The sequence below is a fragment of the Serratia sp. CY44782 genome (genome assembly GCF_052168715.1).
GTDB classification, from domain to species: domain Bacteria; phylum Pseudomonadota; class Gammaproteobacteria; order Enterobacterales; family Enterobacteriaceae; genus Serratia; species Serratia nevei.
The window spans coordinates 684,819-701,368 of the sequence record NZ_JBJNME010000001.1; the positions used below are offsets into that span (position 1 = coordinate 684,819).

General features: G+C 62.8%; 17 protein-coding genes. 14 read left to right on the top strand and 3 right to left on the bottom strand.

Annotation, left to right across the window (positions count from 1 at the left end; genetic code table 11):
- Positions 1-2 precede the first annotated feature (2 nt).
- The 11 genes from narI to ACJ8HT_RS03355 all read left to right on the top strand — a co-directional run bounded on the left by narI (position 3) and on the right by ACJ8HT_RS03355 (position 9,550).
- Entirely contained in the window at positions 3-680 is a 678-nt protein-coding gene (gene narI / locus ACJ8HT_RS03305; RefSeq protein WP_025303199.1) for a respiratory nitrate reductase subunit gamma, read from the top strand.
- A 273-nt stretch (positions 681-953) separates the two neighbouring features.
- On the top strand, positions 954-1,961 hold the full coding sequence (locus ACJ8HT_RS03310; protein WP_197652661.1) for a 3-oxoacyl-[acyl-carrier-protein] synthase III C-terminal domain-containing protein: 1,008 nt from the start codon (positions 954-956) through the stop codon (positions 1,959-1,961).
- Positions 1,958-2,974 carry an NAD-dependent epimerase/dehydratase family protein gene (locus ACJ8HT_RS03315; protein ID WP_197652662.1) on the top strand — a complete coding sequence of 339 codons (1,017 nt, stop codon included), beginning with the start codon at positions 1,958-1,960 and terminating at the stop codon, positions 2,972-2,974. Before ACJ8HT_RS03310 ends, ACJ8HT_RS03315 begins: the two co-directional genes overlap by 4 nt.
- A complete protein-coding gene (locus tag ACJ8HT_RS03320; RefSeq protein ID WP_197652663.1) occupies positions 2,967-3,773 on the top strand; it encodes an MBL fold metallo-hydrolase in 807 nt (268 codons plus the stop codon). The genes ACJ8HT_RS03315 and ACJ8HT_RS03320 overlap by 8 nt, the downstream gene beginning before the upstream one ends.
- Positions 3,770-5,056, top strand: a complete 1,287-nt coding sequence (locus tag ACJ8HT_RS03325) for a F390 synthetase-related protein (RefSeq protein WP_197652664.1) — start codon at positions 3,770-3,772, stop codon at positions 5,054-5,056. The genes ACJ8HT_RS03320 and ACJ8HT_RS03325 overlap by 4 nt, the downstream gene beginning before the upstream one ends.
- Positions 5,053-5,670: a phosphatase PAP2 family protein gene (locus ACJ8HT_RS03330; RefSeq protein WP_197652665.1), complete on the top strand. Its 618-nt coding sequence runs from the start codon at positions 5,053-5,055 to the stop codon at positions 5,668-5,670. Before ACJ8HT_RS03325 ends, ACJ8HT_RS03330 begins: the two co-directional genes overlap by 4 nt.
- The gene (locus ACJ8HT_RS03335; protein ID WP_197652666.1) at positions 5,667-6,800 is read left to right on the top strand and encodes a sterol desaturase family protein; all 1,134 of its coding nucleotides are present in this window, start codon (positions 5,667-5,669) and stop codon (positions 6,798-6,800) included. Before ACJ8HT_RS03330 ends, ACJ8HT_RS03335 begins: the two co-directional genes overlap by 4 nt.
- Positions 6,793-7,875, top strand: a complete 1,083-nt coding sequence (locus ACJ8HT_RS03340; protein ID WP_197652667.1) for a fatty acid desaturase family protein — start codon at positions 6,793-6,795, stop codon at positions 7,873-7,875. The genes ACJ8HT_RS03335 and ACJ8HT_RS03340 overlap by 8 nt, the downstream gene beginning before the upstream one ends.
- Positions 7,872-8,957 (top strand): acyl-CoA desaturase, encoded by a 1,086-nt coding sequence (locus ACJ8HT_RS03345; RefSeq protein WP_197652668.1) that lies wholly within the window; start codon positions 7,872-7,874, stop codon positions 8,955-8,957. The genes ACJ8HT_RS03340 and ACJ8HT_RS03345 overlap by 4 nt, the downstream gene beginning before the upstream one ends.
- Before the next feature lie 106 nt (positions 8,958-9,063).
- The gene (locus ACJ8HT_RS03350; protein ID WP_197652669.1) at positions 9,064-9,303 is read left to right on the top strand and encodes a hypothetical protein; all 240 of its coding nucleotides are present in this window, start codon (positions 9,064-9,066) and stop codon (positions 9,301-9,303) included.
- The gene (locus tag ACJ8HT_RS03355) at positions 9,284-9,550 is read left to right on the top strand and encodes a hypothetical protein (protein WP_197652670.1); all 267 of its coding nucleotides are present in this window, start codon (positions 9,284-9,286) and stop codon (positions 9,548-9,550) included. The genes ACJ8HT_RS03350 and ACJ8HT_RS03355 overlap by 20 nt, the downstream gene beginning before the upstream one ends.
- 9 nt (positions 9,551-9,559) lie before the next feature.
- Here the strand turns inward: ACJ8HT_RS03355 and ACJ8HT_RS03360 are convergent, their stop codons facing one another.
- Genes ACJ8HT_RS03360 through ACJ8HT_RS03370 form a run of 3 tightly spaced genes read right to left on the bottom strand, consistent with a single transcriptional unit; the run spans position 9,560 to position 12,137 of the window.
- Entirely contained in the window at positions 9,560-9,712 is a 153-nt protein-coding gene (locus ACJ8HT_RS03360; protein ID WP_126179642.1) for a DUF2474 domain-containing protein, read from the bottom strand.
- A gap of 14 nt (positions 9,713-9,726) precedes the next feature.
- Positions 9,727-10,734 (bottom strand): cytochrome d ubiquinol oxidase subunit II, encoded by a 1,008-nt coding sequence (gene cydB, locus ACJ8HT_RS03365; protein WP_197652671.1) that lies wholly within the window; start codon positions 10,732-10,734, stop codon positions 9,727-9,729.
- A 2-nt stretch (positions 10,735-10,736) separates the two neighbouring features.
- On the bottom strand, positions 10,737-12,137 hold the full coding sequence (locus ACJ8HT_RS03370; protein ID WP_004934615.1) for a cytochrome ubiquinol oxidase subunit I: 1,401 nt from the start codon (positions 12,135-12,137) through the stop codon (positions 10,737-10,739).
- A gap of 144 nt (positions 12,138-12,281) precedes the next feature.
- Here ACJ8HT_RS03370 and ACJ8HT_RS03375 point away from each other — a divergent pair, with 144 nt between their 5' ends.
- The 3 genes from ACJ8HT_RS03375 to ACJ8HT_RS03385 all read left to right on the top strand — a co-directional run bounded on the left by ACJ8HT_RS03375 (position 12,282) and on the right by ACJ8HT_RS03385 (position 16,548).
- Positions 12,282-13,700, top strand: a complete 1,419-nt coding sequence (locus ACJ8HT_RS03375) for an aminotransferase-like domain-containing protein (protein WP_107226590.1) — start codon at positions 12,282-12,284, stop codon at positions 13,698-13,700.
- Positions 13,701-13,887: 187 nt separating this feature from the next.
- Positions 13,888-15,543, top strand: a complete 1,656-nt coding sequence (locus tag ACJ8HT_RS03380) for an ABC transporter substrate-binding protein (RefSeq protein WP_208523574.1) — start codon at positions 13,888-13,890, stop codon at positions 15,541-15,543.
- Positions 15,544-15,591: 48 nt separating this feature from the next.
- A complete protein-coding gene (locus ACJ8HT_RS03385; protein ID WP_194571285.1) occupies positions 15,592-16,548 on the top strand; it encodes an ABC transporter permease in 957 nt (318 codons plus the stop codon).
- Positions 16,549-16,550 lie beyond the last annotated feature (2 nt).

Consider the following 16,550-nt stretch of genomic DNA (forward strand, 5'->3'; position numbering starts at 1 on the left):
TCATGCAATTTTTGAATCAGTTCTTCTTCGATATCTACCCTTATCTGGCCGGCGCGGTATTCCTGATCGGCAGCTGGTTGCGTTACGACTACGGGCAGTACAGCTGGCGCGCCGGCTCCAGCCAGATGCTGGATAAAAAGGGCATGCGGTTGGCGTCCAACCTGTTTCACATCGGCATTATCGGCATCTTCGCGGGCCACTTCCTCGGCATGCTGACGCCGCACTGGATGTATGAGGCCTTCCTGCCGATCGACGTGAAGCAGAAGCTGGCGATGATCGCCGGCGGCGCCTGCGGCCTGATGACGCTGATCGGCGGCGCGCTGTTGCTGAAGCGCCGGTTGACTAACCCGCGGGTGCGCGCCACCAGCAGCTTCGCCGATATCATGATCCTCACGTTGCTGGTGGTGCAGGTGTGCCTCGGCTTGCTGACCATTCCGTTCTCCGCCCAGCATATGGACGGCAGCGAAATGATGAAGCTGGTGGCCTGGGCGCAGGCGGTGGTGACCTTCCACGCCGGCGCCTCTGCGCACCTGGAAGGCGTGGCGATTATCTTCAAACTGCACATGGTGCTGGGCATGACGCTGTTCGTGCTGTTCCCGTTCTGCCGCCTGGTGCATATCTGGAGTGCGCCGGTAGAGTACCTGACCCGCCGTTACCAGCTGGTGCGCAACCGCCGCTGAGCCTGACCCCGCCGCCGCCGATCGTCAGCGGCGGCGCTATTCCGATAATTCCCCTGCCGTCTGCCCATTCTCGCCGCCTTGTCGTAAACTGAATATCTCAGTAATGTTACGCTTATGCTTCCGCCGATGGATGTCGGCCTGCGCCAGCTGATAACAAGAGATACCGCCTTGATGAAAGGCCTTTTGGGACATAAAAACCGGGGATGATCCGCATGGCCTTTGCGCCGCGCGGGAGAATCGCTTTATGGATAGTCAGGTTAATCAATAACAATAATGACCACACAATGTCGCTCACCCGAGCTGTTGCCTCTGAAAATCATTGCCACCGGGGCCGCGTTGCCGCCCAACCGCGTGGCCTCCTCTACGCTCGATGCCCGCCTGGGGAAACCGGCCGGCTACGTTGAAAAACGCTCGGGCATCGTTTACCGCTATCACGCCGCCGACGACGCCAGCCAGGCCGAGCTCGCCGCCGCCGCGCTGCAAGACGCGCTGGCCCGCAGCGCCATTCCGGCAGCCTCCATTGACCTTTTGATCTCCGCCTCGGCGATAGCGGTGCAGGCGCTGCCGTGCACCGCCGCGCATATTCTCAAGGTGGCGGGGCTGGCGGCGGGCACGCCGGGCTTCGACATCAACAGCAGCTGCGTCAGCTTTATCTCTGCGATGCAGGTGGCGGCGGGGCTGTTGAACGCCGGGACGTATCGGCGTATCGCCATCGTATCGGCGGATCTCGCTTCGCGCGGCATCGACTGGCAGCACGAAGAGTCGTCGCTGATCTTTGGCGACGGCGCCGCCTGCGCCATCGTGGAGCGCGGTGACGGCACAGGCGGCATCCTCGCCAGCCTGGTGGAAACCTATCCCGCCGGCAGCGAACTGTGCGAGATCCGCGCCGGCGGCACGCGCCGCAACCCGCGAGCCGGGATGTGCGAGCAAGACTTCCTGTTTCATATGCAGGGCAAGCCGCTGTTCCGTCAGGCGTCGGCGCTGATTGAGGACTACCTCGACCGGCTGCTGAGCGCCAGCGGCTTGACCTTAGAGCAGATCGCCACCGTGGTACCGCACCAGGCCAGCCATTTGTCGCTCGAACATATGCGTAAACGGCTGCACGTCTCCAGCGAGGCGCTGGTGGACATTTACCGCCATCACGGCAACCAGGTGGCGGCCTCTATCCCGACCGCGCTGCATGCCGCCGTGACCACCGGGCGCTTCAACCCCGGCCAGCCGGTGATGCTGATCGGCACCGCCGCCGGGTTAGCGCTGGCCGGCATGGTATTGCTGCCATGAGGGTGCTGGTGACCGGGGCGACCAGCGGGCTGGGGCGCAACGCGGCGGAATGGTTGCTGGAGGCCGGGCATCAGGTGCGCGCCACCGGCCGCGATGAGCGGGCCGGCGAAGCGTTGCGCCAGCTGGGCGCCGAATTTTACTCGCTCGATCTGGCGCAGGCCACGGCGCAGCAGTGCCGGGAGCTGGTGACCGACTGCGAGTGGGTGTGGCACTGTGCGGCCAAGTCTTCGCCCTGGGGCGGCAAAGCGGAATTTCACCGCATCAACGCCGCAGCGACGGACAAGCTGGCGGAGGCGGCCGGGTGCTGCGGCGTGCGGCGCTTCGTGCATATCTCCACGCCGGCAATCTACTTCGATTTTCAGCCGCATTACGATCTTGATGAGGGTTATCGCGCCCGGCGCTTCGCCAACCACTATGCCGCCAGCAAGCACGCCGCCGAGCAGCGGCTGTTGGCGCAGGCGAAGATCTACCCGCAAACCACCTATATTATTCTGCGGCCGCGCGGCCTGTTTGGCCCGCACGATCGGGTGATCGTGCCGCGGCTGTTGCAACAGCTCGAACGCGATCGCGGCGTGCTGCGGCTGCCCGGCGGCGGGCAGGCGTTGCTGGATCTGACCTTTGCTCCCAACGTGGTGCACGCCATGGAGCTGGCCAGCCGGCAACGCGGATTGCCGTCCGGCGCCGTGTACAACATCACCAACCACCAACCGCAGCGGCTGGCGGAGATGCTGGATGCGCTGCTGCGCCAGGAGCTGGGGCTGCGTTACCGGCTGCAGGCCGTGCCGTATCCGCTGCTGCAGGCGCTGGCCGGCGGCATGGAGCTGTGGGCAAGCCTGAGCGGTAAGGAACCGCTGCTGACGCGCTACAGCGTGGCGGCGGTGCATTTTGACATGACCCTGAGCCAGACCCGCGCGATCGAAGAGCTGGGCTATCGGCCGCGTTACTCGATGGAGGAGGGGATCCGTCTGACCGGCGAGTGGCTGCGGCAGCAAGGAGGCACACAGCATGGCTAAGGTCACCGTATTTGAAGTGGGCTATTGCACGCATATCGGCTGCATGGCGCTGCGCGGCGCCGGGTTCCGGGTGTGTAAATTCCCGGCACGCGCCTATCTGCTGGAGGTGGGGCAGCGCCGCTGGCTGTGGGATACCGGCTACGCGCATTATTTTCAGCAGCACACGCAGTCGGGGGTATTCAGCCTTTACCGCCGCATGACGCCGGTCTATTTCGATCCCGCCGAGTCGTTGGCGCATCAGCTGCGCGAAGCCGGTTACGCCGAAGGCGACATCCAGGCGCTGATCGTCTCGCACTTTCACGCGGATCACATCGCCGGGCTGCAGGATTTCAGCCACCTCGATTTTATTTGCTCCGGCGAAGGCTGGCAGCAAACCCGTGGGCTGCGCGGTTTCGCGGCGCTCAAGCGCGCCTTTATTCCCGGCCTGATCCCGACGGATTTCGAGAGTCGTCTGCAGTTTATGGAGGCTTTTCCCTCGGTGGCGTTGCCCGCGCTGCTGGCGCCGTTCGATCGCGGTTACGCGCTGCCGGGCAGCGAGGGGCAGATCGTGCTGGTGCCGCTGCCGGGGCATGCGGCCGGCCATATCGGCGCCTTTATTCTCACCGACGCCGGCTGGACGCTATTGGCCAGCGACGCCGCCTGGTCGCCGCAGAGCTACCAGACGCTGCGCGGGCCTTCGCGCCTGGCCAATCTGGTGATGGACGATGCGGCGGCGTACACCCGCACGCTGGAACGGCTTAACCAACTGTGGGCGGGCGGCCAGGTCAACATTTTGCTGTGCCACGAGGGGGACCTGTGATCCCCTTCATGACCCTGTGGCACTATTTCCGCGCCCGGCGCCTGCGCTTTGGCGACCGTGCGGCGCTGGAGGCGCATCAGGCCCGGCAGCTCGCGGGCTTTGCCCGCCGGGTGCTGAGCAAGAGCCCCTATTTTCAGCGCTTCAGCCGCCGGCCGTTCGCCGAATGGCCGCAAATGGACAAGGCGCTGATGATGGCGCAGTTTGACCGGATGAATACCGCCGGGCTGAGCCGGGAAGCGGTGCTGGCCTGCGCGCAGCGCAGCGAGGCGGATCGCGATTTCACGCCGAAGATCGGGCGCTACAGCGTCGGGTTGTCGTCCGGCACCTCCGGGCAGCGCGGCGTGTTTGTCGTCAGCCCGCGCGAACAGCAGGTGTGGGCCGGTGGCATGCTGGCGAAGATGCTGCCGGACGGGCTGTTGGCCGGCGAGCGCGTCGCCCTGTTTCTGCGGGCGGACAATAATCTCTATCACAGCGTAAACAACCGTTGGCTGAGCCTGGCGTTTTACGATCTGCTCGCGCCGTTCAGCGAGCATCTGCCCGCACTGGAACGGCAGGCGCCCAGCATCATCGTGGCCCCTGCGCAGGTGCTGCGTGCCCTGGCGCTGGCGGTGCTGGCCGGGCAGGTGACGCTGCCGGTCAAAAAAGCGATCTCGGTCGCCGAGGTGTTGGAAGAGCAGGATCGCCGCCTGCTGATGCAGGTGTTTCCGGCGGTCGGCGAAGTGTATCAGGCCACCGAGGGGTTTCTTGCCGCCACCTGCGCGCACGGCACGCTGCATCTGAACGAAGAGTTTTTGCATATCGAACCGCAGTGGATCGACGAGCAGCGTTTTACGCCGCTGATCACTGATTTCACCCGCAGCACGCAGCCGATCGTGCGTTATCGGCTGGACGATGTGCTGGTGCTGCGCAAGGAGCCCTGCCCGTGCGGGCAACCGACGCGGGCGATTGCGCGTATCGAAGGGCGACGCGACGATCAGCTGATGTTACCCGATGCGCAGCGGCAACCGCAGGCGGTGTTCGCCGATGCCTGCAGCCGGACGATCGCCAATGCGCTGCCGCTGACCAGCGATTACCGCCTGATCCAGCGCGGCGAACAGCGGCTGGAACTGATTGCCGATTGCAGCCAGGCAGAATTGGCGCACTGCCAGGCGCAGCTGATCGCGCTGTTCGCTCGCCAGGGCATCGCCACCGATCGGCTCGAATGGTGGTTGACGGCGCAGGCGGTGTTGCCGCAGTTCGATCGCAAGCGGCGGCGGATCGTGCGTCAGGCGGAGGAAGCATGAAAAATACGCTGTTCAGGCTAGGGCACATGTTGCTCGGCTGGGGGACGGTCGGGGTGGTGTATAGCGTGACCGATCGTTTGCAGGGGGCGGGAACCCTGTTGCCGCCGTCGGCGCTTGACCGGGCTATCCCGTTCAATCCTGCGGCTATCTGGCTCTACCTGTCGTTTTTCCTTATCGTCCCGGCGGGTTATTTGCTGACGCCGCTGCAACGGATCAAATGGCTGACGCTGGCGATGCAGCTGACGGCGCTGGGCGCCGGGGCAGTTTACCTGCTGTGGCCGACCACCATGGCCTATCCGCAGAACGAGGGCGTTGGGCTCAGCGCGCAGCTGCTGGCGGCGCTAACGCAGGTGGATTCGCCGCAGAACTGCCTGCCTTCGTTGCACATGGCGCTGACGGTGCTGGCGGTGTGGGCGCTGAGCGACGGCGAGCACAAAGTGCGGACGGCGCTGTGGATGCTGTGGGGCGTGGCGATCGCGTTCTCCATTCTGCAGCTGCGCCGGCATTTGTTTGTCGATCTGGCCGGCGGGGCGCTGCTGGCGCTGTTCGCCGGCTGGCTGGCCCTGCGCATAAAGGCCCTGCGCCGGCGCGTGGTTAAAGGAGAAATGGGATGAGCGATCTGGCGTTGCCGATAGTATTCATGCTGTTCATCGTGGTGGCCGAGGCGGTGGCGCTGCAGTGGGGGCGCCGTGAGCCGGCCAATTGGCACGATCTGGTGTTCAACCTGAACTCCGGTCATATCATGCTGTGGCTGTTCCGCGGGCTGGAGATCACCTGCTACGGCTACGTGGCCGCGCATTTCAGCCTGGGGCTGCTGGCCGCCTGGCCGCCGCTGCTGATGTGGCTGTTCGCCCTGCTGGCGTGGGACTTCGGTTTCTACTGGCTGCACCGTCTGCACCATCGCTTCCGGCTGCTGTGGGCGGTACATGTGGTTCATCATCAGGGCGAGCACTTCAACCTGTCGCTGGGGGTGCGCAATTCCTGGTATTCGTCGTTGACGTCGATCCCGTTCTTTTTGCTGCTGGCACTGGCGGGCGTGCCGCTGTCGGTATTCGTCACGGTGTCGATTTTTCACTACAGCATTCAGCTGTTTAACCACAATGCGCTGACGCCGAAGCTGGGCGTGCTGGAAAAAATCCTGGTCACGCCGGCGCACCACCGGGTGCACCACGTCAAGGACATGGCGTATTCCAATAAGAACTTCGGCGGCAGCTTTATCTTTTGGGACAAGCTGTTCGGCACCTTCTGCCCGGCATTGCCGACCACGCCGTTCAGCTACGGCGTTAGCGGCGATCGGCCGTCCGCCAACCCATTTTGGGCGAGTAATCTGCCGTTCCTGCGCTATTTCCGTCTGGCCTGGCGTCCGGCGCCGGGCCGGCCGCGCGACCGCCGTTCGGCGCTCAGCGTCTTCAGCGGCGCGATGCTGCTGTTTACGCTGGTGGTCGGTTACGTCTACCAATATGGTTATGGCTATAGCGACATCAGCTGGCCGCAAATGATGTTGCTGGCGCTGTTGGCGTTGGGCTCGGCGGCGTTGGGTGGTATGACCGAAGGGCGGCCGTGGGCGAGCGCCGTCTGGTTGCTGATCGCCTTGGGCATGCCGCTGCTGTTTATCGGCTATCTCGGCTGGCCGCAGCGTTATTGGCATGTCAACATGGCCGCCGTGGCGCTACATGCCCTGTGCGTGGCGCTGGGCTGGGGGCGAGTGGCCGCACCGGCCGCCGTGGAGGAACCGCATGGCTGAATCATTACCGCCGCTGCGTTTTCCCGTCGATGGCGAGCAGGCGTTTCACCGCGATCTCAAGCGTGCGGCGCATGCCTGCCTGGCGGGCGATCATCGCTATGCCGATACCGCGCGGCTGGCCAAGGCCGCGCTGTTGCTGGCGCTGTGCGTCGGGTTTTATGCCCTGAGCCTGATGCAGCATCAGCCCTGGGCGTTTTTCCTCTGCTATTTCCTGTTCGTGGCCATGGGCATGCTGCTCAACGTCAACGTCAATCACGATGCTTCGCATAACGCCTTCTTGCGCGCGCCCTGGGCCAATCGCCTGGTGGGGCGGTTGGTAACGCTGCCGCTGGGCGTCGATCCGGACTATTGGCGCACGCGCCACGTGGATTACCACCACGTTTACGCCAACGTCGAACACTACGATCTGGACACCGAAGAGAACGGCTTTTTCCGCCAGACGCCGTTCCAGCGCTGGCGGCCGCATATGCGCTATCAGCATCTGTACTGGCCGCTGATCGCCGCGCTCTCGCTACCCTACATCGCGTGGATTTTCGATTGGTCCGATCGGCTCGATAAAACGCCGCTGCGGGAAAAACGCGTGCTGGCGGGGCGCGGCGGTTGGGCGCTGTTCGTGCTGTGCAAATTGCTCCATGTGGCGCTGGTGCTGGTGGTGCCGCTGATCCTGTGCCACCTGCACGGCATCGGTTGGGGCTGGGTGCTGTTGGCTTACGCGCTCAGCCAGATGTTTGCCTCGCTGTTGGTGGTGTTCCTGCTGCTGGGCACCCACTGGGCGCAGGCCGAGTTTTACTCGGTGCCGGCGGGCGACAGCATGCCGCACGGTTGGTATCGGCACAATTTCGCCACCGCCTGCGATTGGCAGCCTGAGCCGCGCTGGCTGGAGCACCTGACCGGCGGGCTGAACTATCACCTGACCCACCACCTGTTTCCCGGCTGGAATCACCGCCACTATCCTGCGCTGGCCGCCGCGGTGGCGGAAGTGGCGCAGCGGCATGACATGGCGTATCGCTGCATCGGTTATCGCGAACTGCTGGCGCAGCAACAACGCTTCTTGCGCCGGATGGGGCAACCATGAAACCGTTGCGCCCGTTAGCCTATCGGCGCGACGATAGCGGGTTGCATCGCGCGCTGATGCAGGCCGCCCAGCATTATTTGGCGGCCAACGGCGATCACCGCTTCGCCGACGGCGGCATGCTGGCGAAGGTGGCGCTGTTGTTGACGCTGTGCGGCCTGTGTTACGGGTTGAGCCTGCAGCAGCAAAACGGCTGGGCGTTTTTCGCCTGTTATTTCGGCTTTATCTTTATCGGCATGTTCCTGACGGTGAACGTGGTGCACGACGCCTCGCATAACGCGTTTTTCCGTCGGCCTTGGGCCAACCGCTGGCTGAACGCCCTGGTGAGCGTCCCGCTGGGGCTGGATCCCGACTGCTGGCGCGTGCGCCACGTGTTGTTTCACCATGCCCATAACAATATCGAACATTACGACCCCGACATCGACGCCAACGGCGTGCTGCGGCAAACGCCGTTCCAGCGCTGGCGGCCCTTTATGCGCGCCCAGCGTTACTATTGGCCGCTGGTGGCGGCGCTGACGTTCCCGTACTACATCTGGCTGTTCGACTGGCTGGACCGGGCGGGACGCACCCGCGTGGCGGCGCGCATGGCGCAACAGGGCGTGCGCGGTTGGTGCGGGTTTCTGGCGGGCAAGGCGGCGCACCTGCTGCTGGCGCTGGCGATCCCGTGCTGGCTGCTGCCGCCGGCTATCGGCATCGGGCAAATTCTGCTGGTCTATTTGCTGAGCCAGATGCTTTCTTCATTGCTGTTCGTGATGTTGATCATCGGCACCCACTGGGCCAAAGCCAATTTTTATCAGGCGCCGGCGCAGGGTGCGATGCCGCACGGCTGGTATCACCATGTGTTCGCCACGACCTTCGACTGGCTGACCCGGCCGCGCTGGCTGGGATACTGGCTCGGCGGGGCGAACCTGCATTTGACGCATCATCTGTTCCCGCACTGGAGCCACCGCCATTACCCGGCGCTGAGCCGCATCATCGGCGAGGTGGCGCCGCGTTTCGGCATCGACTACCGCCTGCTGGAGCTGGAGGAGCTGTTGCGCCTGCAGCAGCGCTTCCTCAGCGCGATGGGGCGCAAACCGCATTAGCGTTGCATGCGGATTGTGCGAGGCGTTATGCAGTTCACTAATTGAACGACATTTGCCCTTCCAGTAGACTTTCCCCCTGTGAATCAACGGCCACAGGAGGTGGACTATGCGCAGCTTGCCGATTCGGTTATCGAACAAAATTGATGATGATCTGAACGATATTGCCCGGCGTCACGGGATGGAAAAAACCGAGGTAATCAAAATGGCGTTTGCACTGATTACCCTTGCCGATAAGTACTGGATGAAACAGGATGGTACTTCTCTTGGCATTGTACGGGAGAATGGTGAACAGCTTGAAGCGGTGGGGCGGGTCGTGGAGATCTTCCATGAACGTCGAAAGCCGTAATCTGCGCGATGAGGCCAGCCAGGTTTATCTGGAGCAGGTCTTGGTCTTCGACGAAATGGAGCGGCTGCGCCTGGCGCGACAGGTACTGTGCGGGATATTCGCGGTCAGCGTGGGCGTATTCGCCGCCCACGCGTATTGGGAGAAAAACGAAGCGCTGAGTCAAGCGTTCGAGCTGGTGAAGATCGGCGCCCTGCCGCTGGTCACGCTGGTGGTTTCCTTCTACTTTCCCAACAGCGCGGCCAAATAAGGCGCCGCGTCAATGCGACTTCATGCCCGCCGCGGTCATCAGCAGGCGGAACAGCGAAGCGACCACGAACAGCCCCAGCACGCTGGCGCTCCAGATGATCACCAGCCAACCGACGCGTTTCCACCAAGGCGCTGGCGCGGCGGTTGCCGTTTTATCTTGCATAGCGTCCTCCCTTCTCAGTGATAGCCATGCTCATGACTGATCTTGCCGCGGAACACGTAGTAGCTCCAGAAGGTGTAGACCAGAATGATCGGGATGATGAACAGCGCACCCACCAGCATAAAGCCAAGGCTCTGCGGCGGGGCAGCTGCGTCCCACAGGCTGATGGCCGGCGGGATCAGGTGCGGCCAGATGCTGATGCCAAGCCCGCTCAGGCCGAGGAACACCAGCAGCAGCGTCAGCATGAACGGCGAGTAGTGCGCGCCGCGTTTCACCCCGCGATGAATCCCCCAGGCGCTGAGCAGCACCAGCACCGGCACCGGCAGCAGCCAGAACAGGTTCGGCAGCGTAAACCAGCGGGCGGCGATTTCCGGATGCGCGATCGGCGTCCAAATACTGACCGCGGCCAGCACCAGCAACAGGATCGCCAGCAGCGGCGTCGCCAGGTGATACATGCGCGCCTGCAGGTCACCGGCGGTTTTCATCACCAGCCAGGTACAGCCGAGCAGGGCGTAGGTCACCACCAGCCCCAGCCCGCAGAACAGCGCAAACGGCGTCAGCCAGTCCAGCGCGCCGCCGGCGTAGGTGCGGCCTTCGACCGGGAAGCCGTTGATCACGGCGCCTACCACCACACCCTGGCTGAAGGTGGCGAAGATTGAGCCCCAGATGAACGCCTTGTCCCAGATATGGCGTTTCTCCGGCTTCGCCTTGAAGCGAAACTCGAAGGCCACGCCGCGGAAAATCAGCCCGATCAGCATCAGCGTCAGCGGGATCGCCAGCGCGTCGAGGATCACCGAGTAGGCCAGCGGGAAGGCGCCGAACAGCGCCGCGCCGCCCAGTACCAGCCAGGTTTCATTGCCGTCCCACACCGGGGCGACGGTGTTCATCATCAGATCGCGGTCGCCGCTCTCTTTCACCCACGGAAACAGGATGCCGATGCCCAAGTCAAAACCGTCCATCACCACGTACATCATGGTGCTGAACACGATGATCACAAACCAAATCAGCGGAAGATCGATGCCCATGTTCAGCTCCTGTCGTCCAGAGTGTCGTTGACCGCGGACAGCGGACGTGCCGGGCGGCCCTCGGTATTGTCTTCTTGGTGTTCATGCGGCTGCGGCCCTTTGCGGATCAGGCGCATCATGTAGGAATACCCCACGCCGAACACCGAGCAGTAGACGATGATGAACGCCAGCAGGCTGATGCTCATGTGCAGGTCGCCGTGCGCGGAGACCGCGTCCTTGGTGCGCAGCAGGCCGTACACCACCCACGGCTGGCGACCGATCTCGGTGGTGAACCAGCCCGCCAGCAGCGCCAGCAATCCGGAAGGGCCCATCCACAGAATGAAGTACAGGAACGGACGCGACTGATACAGCCCGCCGCGCCAGCGCAGCCACAGGCTCCACACCCCGGCCAGAATCATCAGCATGCCCAGCCCGACCATGATGCGGAACGACCAGAACACCACGGTGGAGTTGGGGCGATCTTCCGGCGGGAAGGATTTGAGCGCCGGCACCTGTTCGGTCAGGCTGTGGGTCAGGATCAGGCTGCCGAGGTACGGCACTTCCAGCTTGAAGCGGGTCTCTTCGCGCTGCATGTCCGGCCAACCGACCAGGATCAGCGGCGTGGCTTCGCCCGGCGGGTTTTCCCAGTGGCCTTCAATGGCGGCGATCTTCGCCGGCTGGTGTTTCAGCGTATTCAGGCCGTGCGCATCGCCGATCAGCGCCTGCACCGGCGCGACGATCAGCGCCATCCACATCGCCATCGACAGCATCTTGCGCATCGCCGGGGTATCGCGGCCGCGCAGCAGGTGCCAGGCGGCGGAGGCGCCGACGAAGAACGCCGAGGAGAGGAAGGCGGCGGTGGACATGTGCAGCAGGCGGTACGGGAAGGACGGGTTGAAGATCACCTTCAGCCAGTCGACCGGCACCACCTGGCCGTTGATGATTTCATGCCCCTGCGGCGTCTGCATCCAGCTGTTGGAGGCCAGGATCCAGAAGGTGGAGATCAGCGTGCCGAGCGCCACCATACAGGTGGCGAAGAAGTGCAGGCCGGGGCCGACGCGGTTCCAGCCGAACAGCATCACGCCGAGGAAACCGGCTTCGAGGAAGAAGGCGGTCAGCACTTCATAGGTCAGCAGCGGCCCGGTAATGCTGCCGGCGAACTCGGAGAAGAAGCTCCAGTTGGTGCCGAACTGATAGGCCATCACCAGCCCGGACACCACGCCCATGCCGAAGTTAACGGCGAAAATCTTTGACCAGAAATGGTAAAGCTCGCGGTAGGCTTCATTGTGCGTTTTCAACCATAACCCTTCCAGCACCGCCAGATAGCTGGCTAAACCGATGGTGATGGCGGGGAAGATGATATGGAAAGACACGGTGAAGGCGAACTGTATTCTGGCGAGTTCCAGTGCATCAAGACCCAGCATGGCGCCTCCTAGGGTTGAACATAAATTAACCTCTTGAGTATAGCTGTCATTTTTATGTGAAATACTTGGCGTTAAGTTAAGCACGGAGTACAGTGACTATAATAGTGACAGTTATTTTACTTTTTCATATAACAGTTAATGGTTATGACCCGATACGAGCAGCTTGCGCAGCAGATTAGAGAACAGATCCAGAACCGGGTGTGGCGGGCGGGCGACAAGCTGCCTTCGCTGCGCGAGAGCGGCAAACGCGCCGGATTGAGCCTGATGACGGTGGTGCAGTCTTACCAACTGCTGGAGAGCCAGGGGTGGATCGTCGCCCGGCCGCAGTCGGGCTACTACGTGGCGGCGCGCCCGCAGCCGCTGCCTCAGCCTTCGCGCGGCGAGAAGCTGTTGCTAAGCGAGCAGGTGGACATCAACGCCTTTATTTTCGACGTGCTGCAGGCCTGCAAGGATCCGGATATCGTGCCTTTCGGTTCGGCATTTCCCGACGCCACGCTGTTTGCCCAGCCTAAGCTGGCGCGCGCTCTGAGCAGCGTGGCGCGCAAATTCACGCCACACAGTTCGCTGGCCAACCTGCCGCCGGGCAACGATGCGCTGCGGCGGCACATTGCCCAGCGTTACGCGCTGAGCGGCATGCAGGTCGCGCCGGACGAGATCGTCATTACCGCCGGGGCGATGGAGTCGCTCAGCCTCAGCCTGCAGGCGGTGACCCAGCCGGGCGACTATGTGGCGATCGAATCACCGGCGTTTTACGGCGCGCTGCAGGCGCTGGAACGGTTGCGGTTAAAGGCGGTGGCGATCGCCACCCATCCGCAGGATGGTATCGATCTGGACGCGCTGCAGCAGGCGGTGGAACAGTATCCGATCAAAGCCTGCTGGCTGATGACCCACTTCCAGAACCCGCAGGGCGCCACCCTGCCGGAGGCTAACAAGCAGCGTTTGGTGACGCTGTTGCGCGACCGACAGATCTCGCTGATTGAAGATGACGTTTACGGTGAGCTGTACTTCAGCGCGGAACGGCCGCTGCCGGCCAAGGCGCTCGACAGCGGCGGCCAGATCCTGCATTGCTCGTCGTTTTCCAAATGCCTGGCGCCGGGCTTTCGCGTCGGCTGGGTGGCGGCGGGGCGTTATGCGCAGCAGATCCAGCGTTTGCAGCTGATGAGCACCGTTTCCACCAGCGTGCCGACCCAAATGGCGCTGGCGGATTATCTGCTGCACGGCGGCTACGATACCCATCTGCGGCGGCTGCGGCGGCTGCTGGCCCAGCGCCAAAGCGCGATGCGTCAGGCGATCGCCCACCATTTCCCGCCGACGGTGAAGGTCAGCCAGCCCGACGGCGGCTACTTCCTGTGGCTGGAGCTGGATCCGGCGCTGTCGTCGATGGAACTGTATCGGCGCGCCCTTTCCCGGGGGATCAGCATCGCGCCGGGGCGCATGTTTACGACCGGCGACCATTTCAACCACTGCTTTCGCCTTAACGCCTCTTTTGAATGGAACGACCGGTTTGAAGAGGCGATCAAAACCTTAGCCAAACTTATTCGGGGGCTGGCGGCGGCCGGTTGAACCGCGTTTTGCACGGCGCTTTGCTCCAGAAAAATTCATAATGCTTTTTTCAGCAATGGAATGCCGGTTTCGTTGTTAGACAGCCCTCCAGCCGCCCATTACTCTGCGATAAATTTTGTCACATTTTTATCAACGGGAAGACGAGGGGCTGTGGGTGAGCAGAATAAAAAATAGGTTAAACAAACTGTTGCGTTATCGGCTGACGCCGCTGGCGTTGGTCTGCGCGCTGGGGCTAAGCGCCGTCGCGCAGGCGGAAACGCTGGCCGAAGGCATCACGCCGGCCAGCGACGCCGCTCGGGTTCCGGCCGCCGCCAAGCTGCGCAAAGACACCGTGGTGGCGGGTATCTCGGAGCCGCAGGGGATTTTCAACCCGTATCTGTTCACCAACGGCTGGGACGAGAATGTGACCGACGTGATCTTCAGCCGCGTGATCGGCCTGGACAGCCAGGGCAAGCCAGAAGGGCGATTGGCGGAGTCCTGGCAGGTCAGCCCCGATAATCTGACTTACACCATCAAGCTGCGACCGAACCTGGTCTACAGCGACGGCTCGCCGCTGAAAGCCGACGATATCGCCTTTACCCTGACGCTGCTGCACGATCCGGCCTATGACGGCGACACCGACATCACGCCGGCGCACATCCAGGGTGGCGCCGAGTATAAAAACGGCACCGTTGCCGGCATCAGCGGCCTGAAGGTGATCGACGATCGCACCATTCAGATCGTCACCACCCAACCGGGCGCGACTACGCTACAGCTGATCGGCGGCCCGGTGCTGTCGCGGGCTTACTACGGCAAAGACTATCAGCGCGGCAAGCTCGACGGCGTGCGCGCCTTCAACGGTAAGCCGCTCGGCAACGGCCCCTATATTTACGACAAGTATGTGCCGGGGCAGGAGATCCGCTTCCACGCCAACCCGAACTTCTATCTCGGTGCGCCGCCGATGGCGCGCTTTATCTACCGCGTCACCAACCCGGCCACCAACTTCCAGCTGTTCCAGACCGGTGAGACCGACTACGATGCCTTTACCGCCAAGCCGGACGATATCGAACAGCTCAAGCTGCTCGGTTTCGCCAATATCAACCTCTACAGCTCAAGCGATTACAGCCGCATCGACTTCAATCTCAAGCGCCCGGCGCTGCAGGACAAACGGGTGCGTCAGGCGTTGATCTACGGCCTGGATCGGCAAAGGCTGATCGCCGTGGTGTACCAGGGTTACGGCAAGGTTGCCAACCAACCGATCTCGCCGATCTCCTGGGCTTATGACGCGAACGGTATCAATCCCTACGCTTACGATCTCGATAAGGCCGGGAAGCTGTTGGACGAGGCCGGTTGGCGAGTGGGCGCGGACGGCATTCGGCAAAAAGACGGTAAGAAGCTGGAGCTGACGCTGCTGGTGACCAAAAAGCTGATCAACGATGCGCTGGTGCCGATCGCCAAGGACAACTACCGCCGGCTCGGCGTGGTGCTGAAACCGCAGGTATTGGACTTCAACGCACTGCTGGCGCAGCGCAAGGCGGGCAATTACGACCTGGCGTCGCTCAGCACCAGCACGTTGAACGATCCGCACGACGGCGTGCGCGATTTCATCAGCCGCGAGAGCGAAACCGGTTATCACAACCCGCAGGTAGACGCGCTGATCGCCAGGGCCAATGCCACGCTGGATATCGCGCAGCGCAAGCCGCTTTACCATCAGCTGTATCAGGCGCTGGCGGACGATCCACCGGTGATCCTGCTCGGCAACCGCGAGATTTTGAGCGCCAGCAGCGCGCGCGTCACCGGCTTTAAACCGGATATTTACAACGGCTTGGTCGGCAGCCTGCCGAACGTCAAACCGGCGCCGTAACGCCCTGACGCCGCCGCGCCACTCCGGGCGGCGGCGATGGAATTCGCGATGAGAAATTTTATCCTGCGCCGTCTGTTGCAGACTATCCCGATGCTGCTGTTGGCTTCCTTGCTGATTTTTTGCATCTTCGCCCTGGCGCCCGGCGACTTTATCGACGGCAACATCAACCTGACCGTGCAACGCGCCGCCGAGCTGCGGGCGCTGTACGGGTTGGATCAGCCGTTGTTCAGCCGCTACCTGCACTGGCTCGGCCGGCTGCTGCAGGGCGATCTCGGCTTTTCGCTGCAGTATCAGATCCCGGTCAGCACGCTGCTGAACCAATACATCTGGAACTCGTTCCTTCTGGCGGCGGTGGCGATGGTACTGTATTGGGGCATCGCGCTGGCGGTGGGGGTGATCTCGGCGATGAAACCCTATTCGCTGTTCGATCATCTGATCACCGTGGCGGTGTTCGCCGCCATGTCGTTTCCGACGTTCTTCCTGTGTCTGCTGCTGATCAAATGGTTCGCCGTCGATCTGCACTGGCTACCGGCGGGCGGCATGCTGCGCACCGGCAGCGAAGCGAGCGGGCTGGCCTGGACGCTGGAGGTGGCGGCGCACCTGCTGCTGCCGGTGCTGGCGCTGGTGATGCTGCAGGCCGGCAGCCTGACGCGCTATTTCCGCGCCAGCATGCTGGACGTGATCCGCATGGACTATATCCGCACCGCGCGCGCCAAGGGGCTCAGGGAGAAAACGGTGATCCTCAAACACGCGCTGCGCAATGCACTGTTGCCGATCGTCACCCTGCTGGGGTTCGAGCTGCCGGGATTGTTCTCCGGCGCGCTGATCACCGAAAAAATCTTCAACTGGCCGGGCGCCGGGCATATCCATATCGATTCGCTGGCGGCGCGTGATTACCCGGTATTGATGGGGTTCACGCTGTTTCTGGCGGCCCTGACCATTCTCGGCAATCTGCTGGCGGACATTCTGTACGCTTATGCCGATCCGCGCATTCGTTTGAGGTAACG

What these genes read in the sequence shown, in the direction of transcription:
- narI (WP_025303199.1), top strand. Translation starts at nt 3, where the DNA reads ATGCAATTTTTGAATCAGTTCTTCTTCGATATCTACCCTTATCTGGCC.
- ACJ8HT_RS03310 (WP_197652661.1), top strand. Translation starts at nt 954, where the DNA reads ATGACCACACAATGTCGCTCACCCGAGCTGTTGCCTCTGAAAATCATT.
- ACJ8HT_RS03315 (WP_197652662.1), top strand. Translation starts at nt 1,958, where the DNA reads ATGAGGGTGCTGGTGACCGGGGCGACCAGCGGGCTGGGGCGCAACGCG.
- ACJ8HT_RS03320 (WP_197652663.1), top strand. Translation starts at nt 2,967, where the DNA reads ATGGCTAAGGTCACCGTATTTGAAGTGGGCTATTGCACGCATATCGGC.
- ACJ8HT_RS03330 (WP_197652665.1), top strand. Translation starts at nt 5,053, where the DNA reads ATGAAAAATACGCTGTTCAGGCTAGGGCACATGTTGCTCGGCTGGGGG.
- ACJ8HT_RS03335 (WP_197652666.1), top strand. Translation starts at nt 5,667, where the DNA reads ATGAGCGATCTGGCGTTGCCGATAGTATTCATGCTGTTCATCGTGGTG.
- ACJ8HT_RS03340 (WP_197652667.1), top strand. Translation starts at nt 6,793, where the DNA reads ATGGCTGAATCATTACCGCCGCTGCGTTTTCCCGTCGATGGCGAGCAG.
- ACJ8HT_RS03345 (WP_197652668.1), top strand. Translation starts at nt 7,872, where the DNA reads ATGAAACCGTTGCGCCCGTTAGCCTATCGGCGCGACGATAGCGGGTTG.
- ACJ8HT_RS03350 (WP_197652669.1), top strand. Translation starts at nt 9,064, where the DNA reads ATGCGCAGCTTGCCGATTCGGTTATCGAACAAAATTGATGATGATCTG.
- ACJ8HT_RS03355 (WP_197652670.1), top strand. Translation starts at nt 9,284, where the DNA reads ATGAACGTCGAAAGCCGTAATCTGCGCGATGAGGCCAGCCAGGTTTAT.
- ACJ8HT_RS03360 (WP_126179642.1), bottom strand. Translation starts at nt 9,712, where the DNA reads ATGCAAGATAAAACGGCAACCGCCGCGCCAGCGCCTTGGTGGAAACGC.
- cydB (WP_197652671.1), bottom strand. Translation starts at nt 10,734, where the DNA reads ATGGGCATCGATCTTCCGCTGATTTGGTTTGTGATCATCGTGTTCAGC.
- ACJ8HT_RS03370 (WP_004934615.1), bottom strand. Translation starts at nt 12,137, where the DNA reads ATGCTGGGTCTTGATGCACTGGAACTCGCCAGAATACAGTTCGCCTTC.
- ACJ8HT_RS03375 (WP_107226590.1), top strand. Translation starts at nt 12,282, where the DNA reads ATGACCCGATACGAGCAGCTTGCGCAGCAGATTAGAGAACAGATCCAG.
- ACJ8HT_RS03385 (WP_194571285.1), top strand. Translation starts at nt 15,592, where the DNA reads ATGAGAAATTTTATCCTGCGCCGTCTGTTGCAGACTATCCCGATGCTG.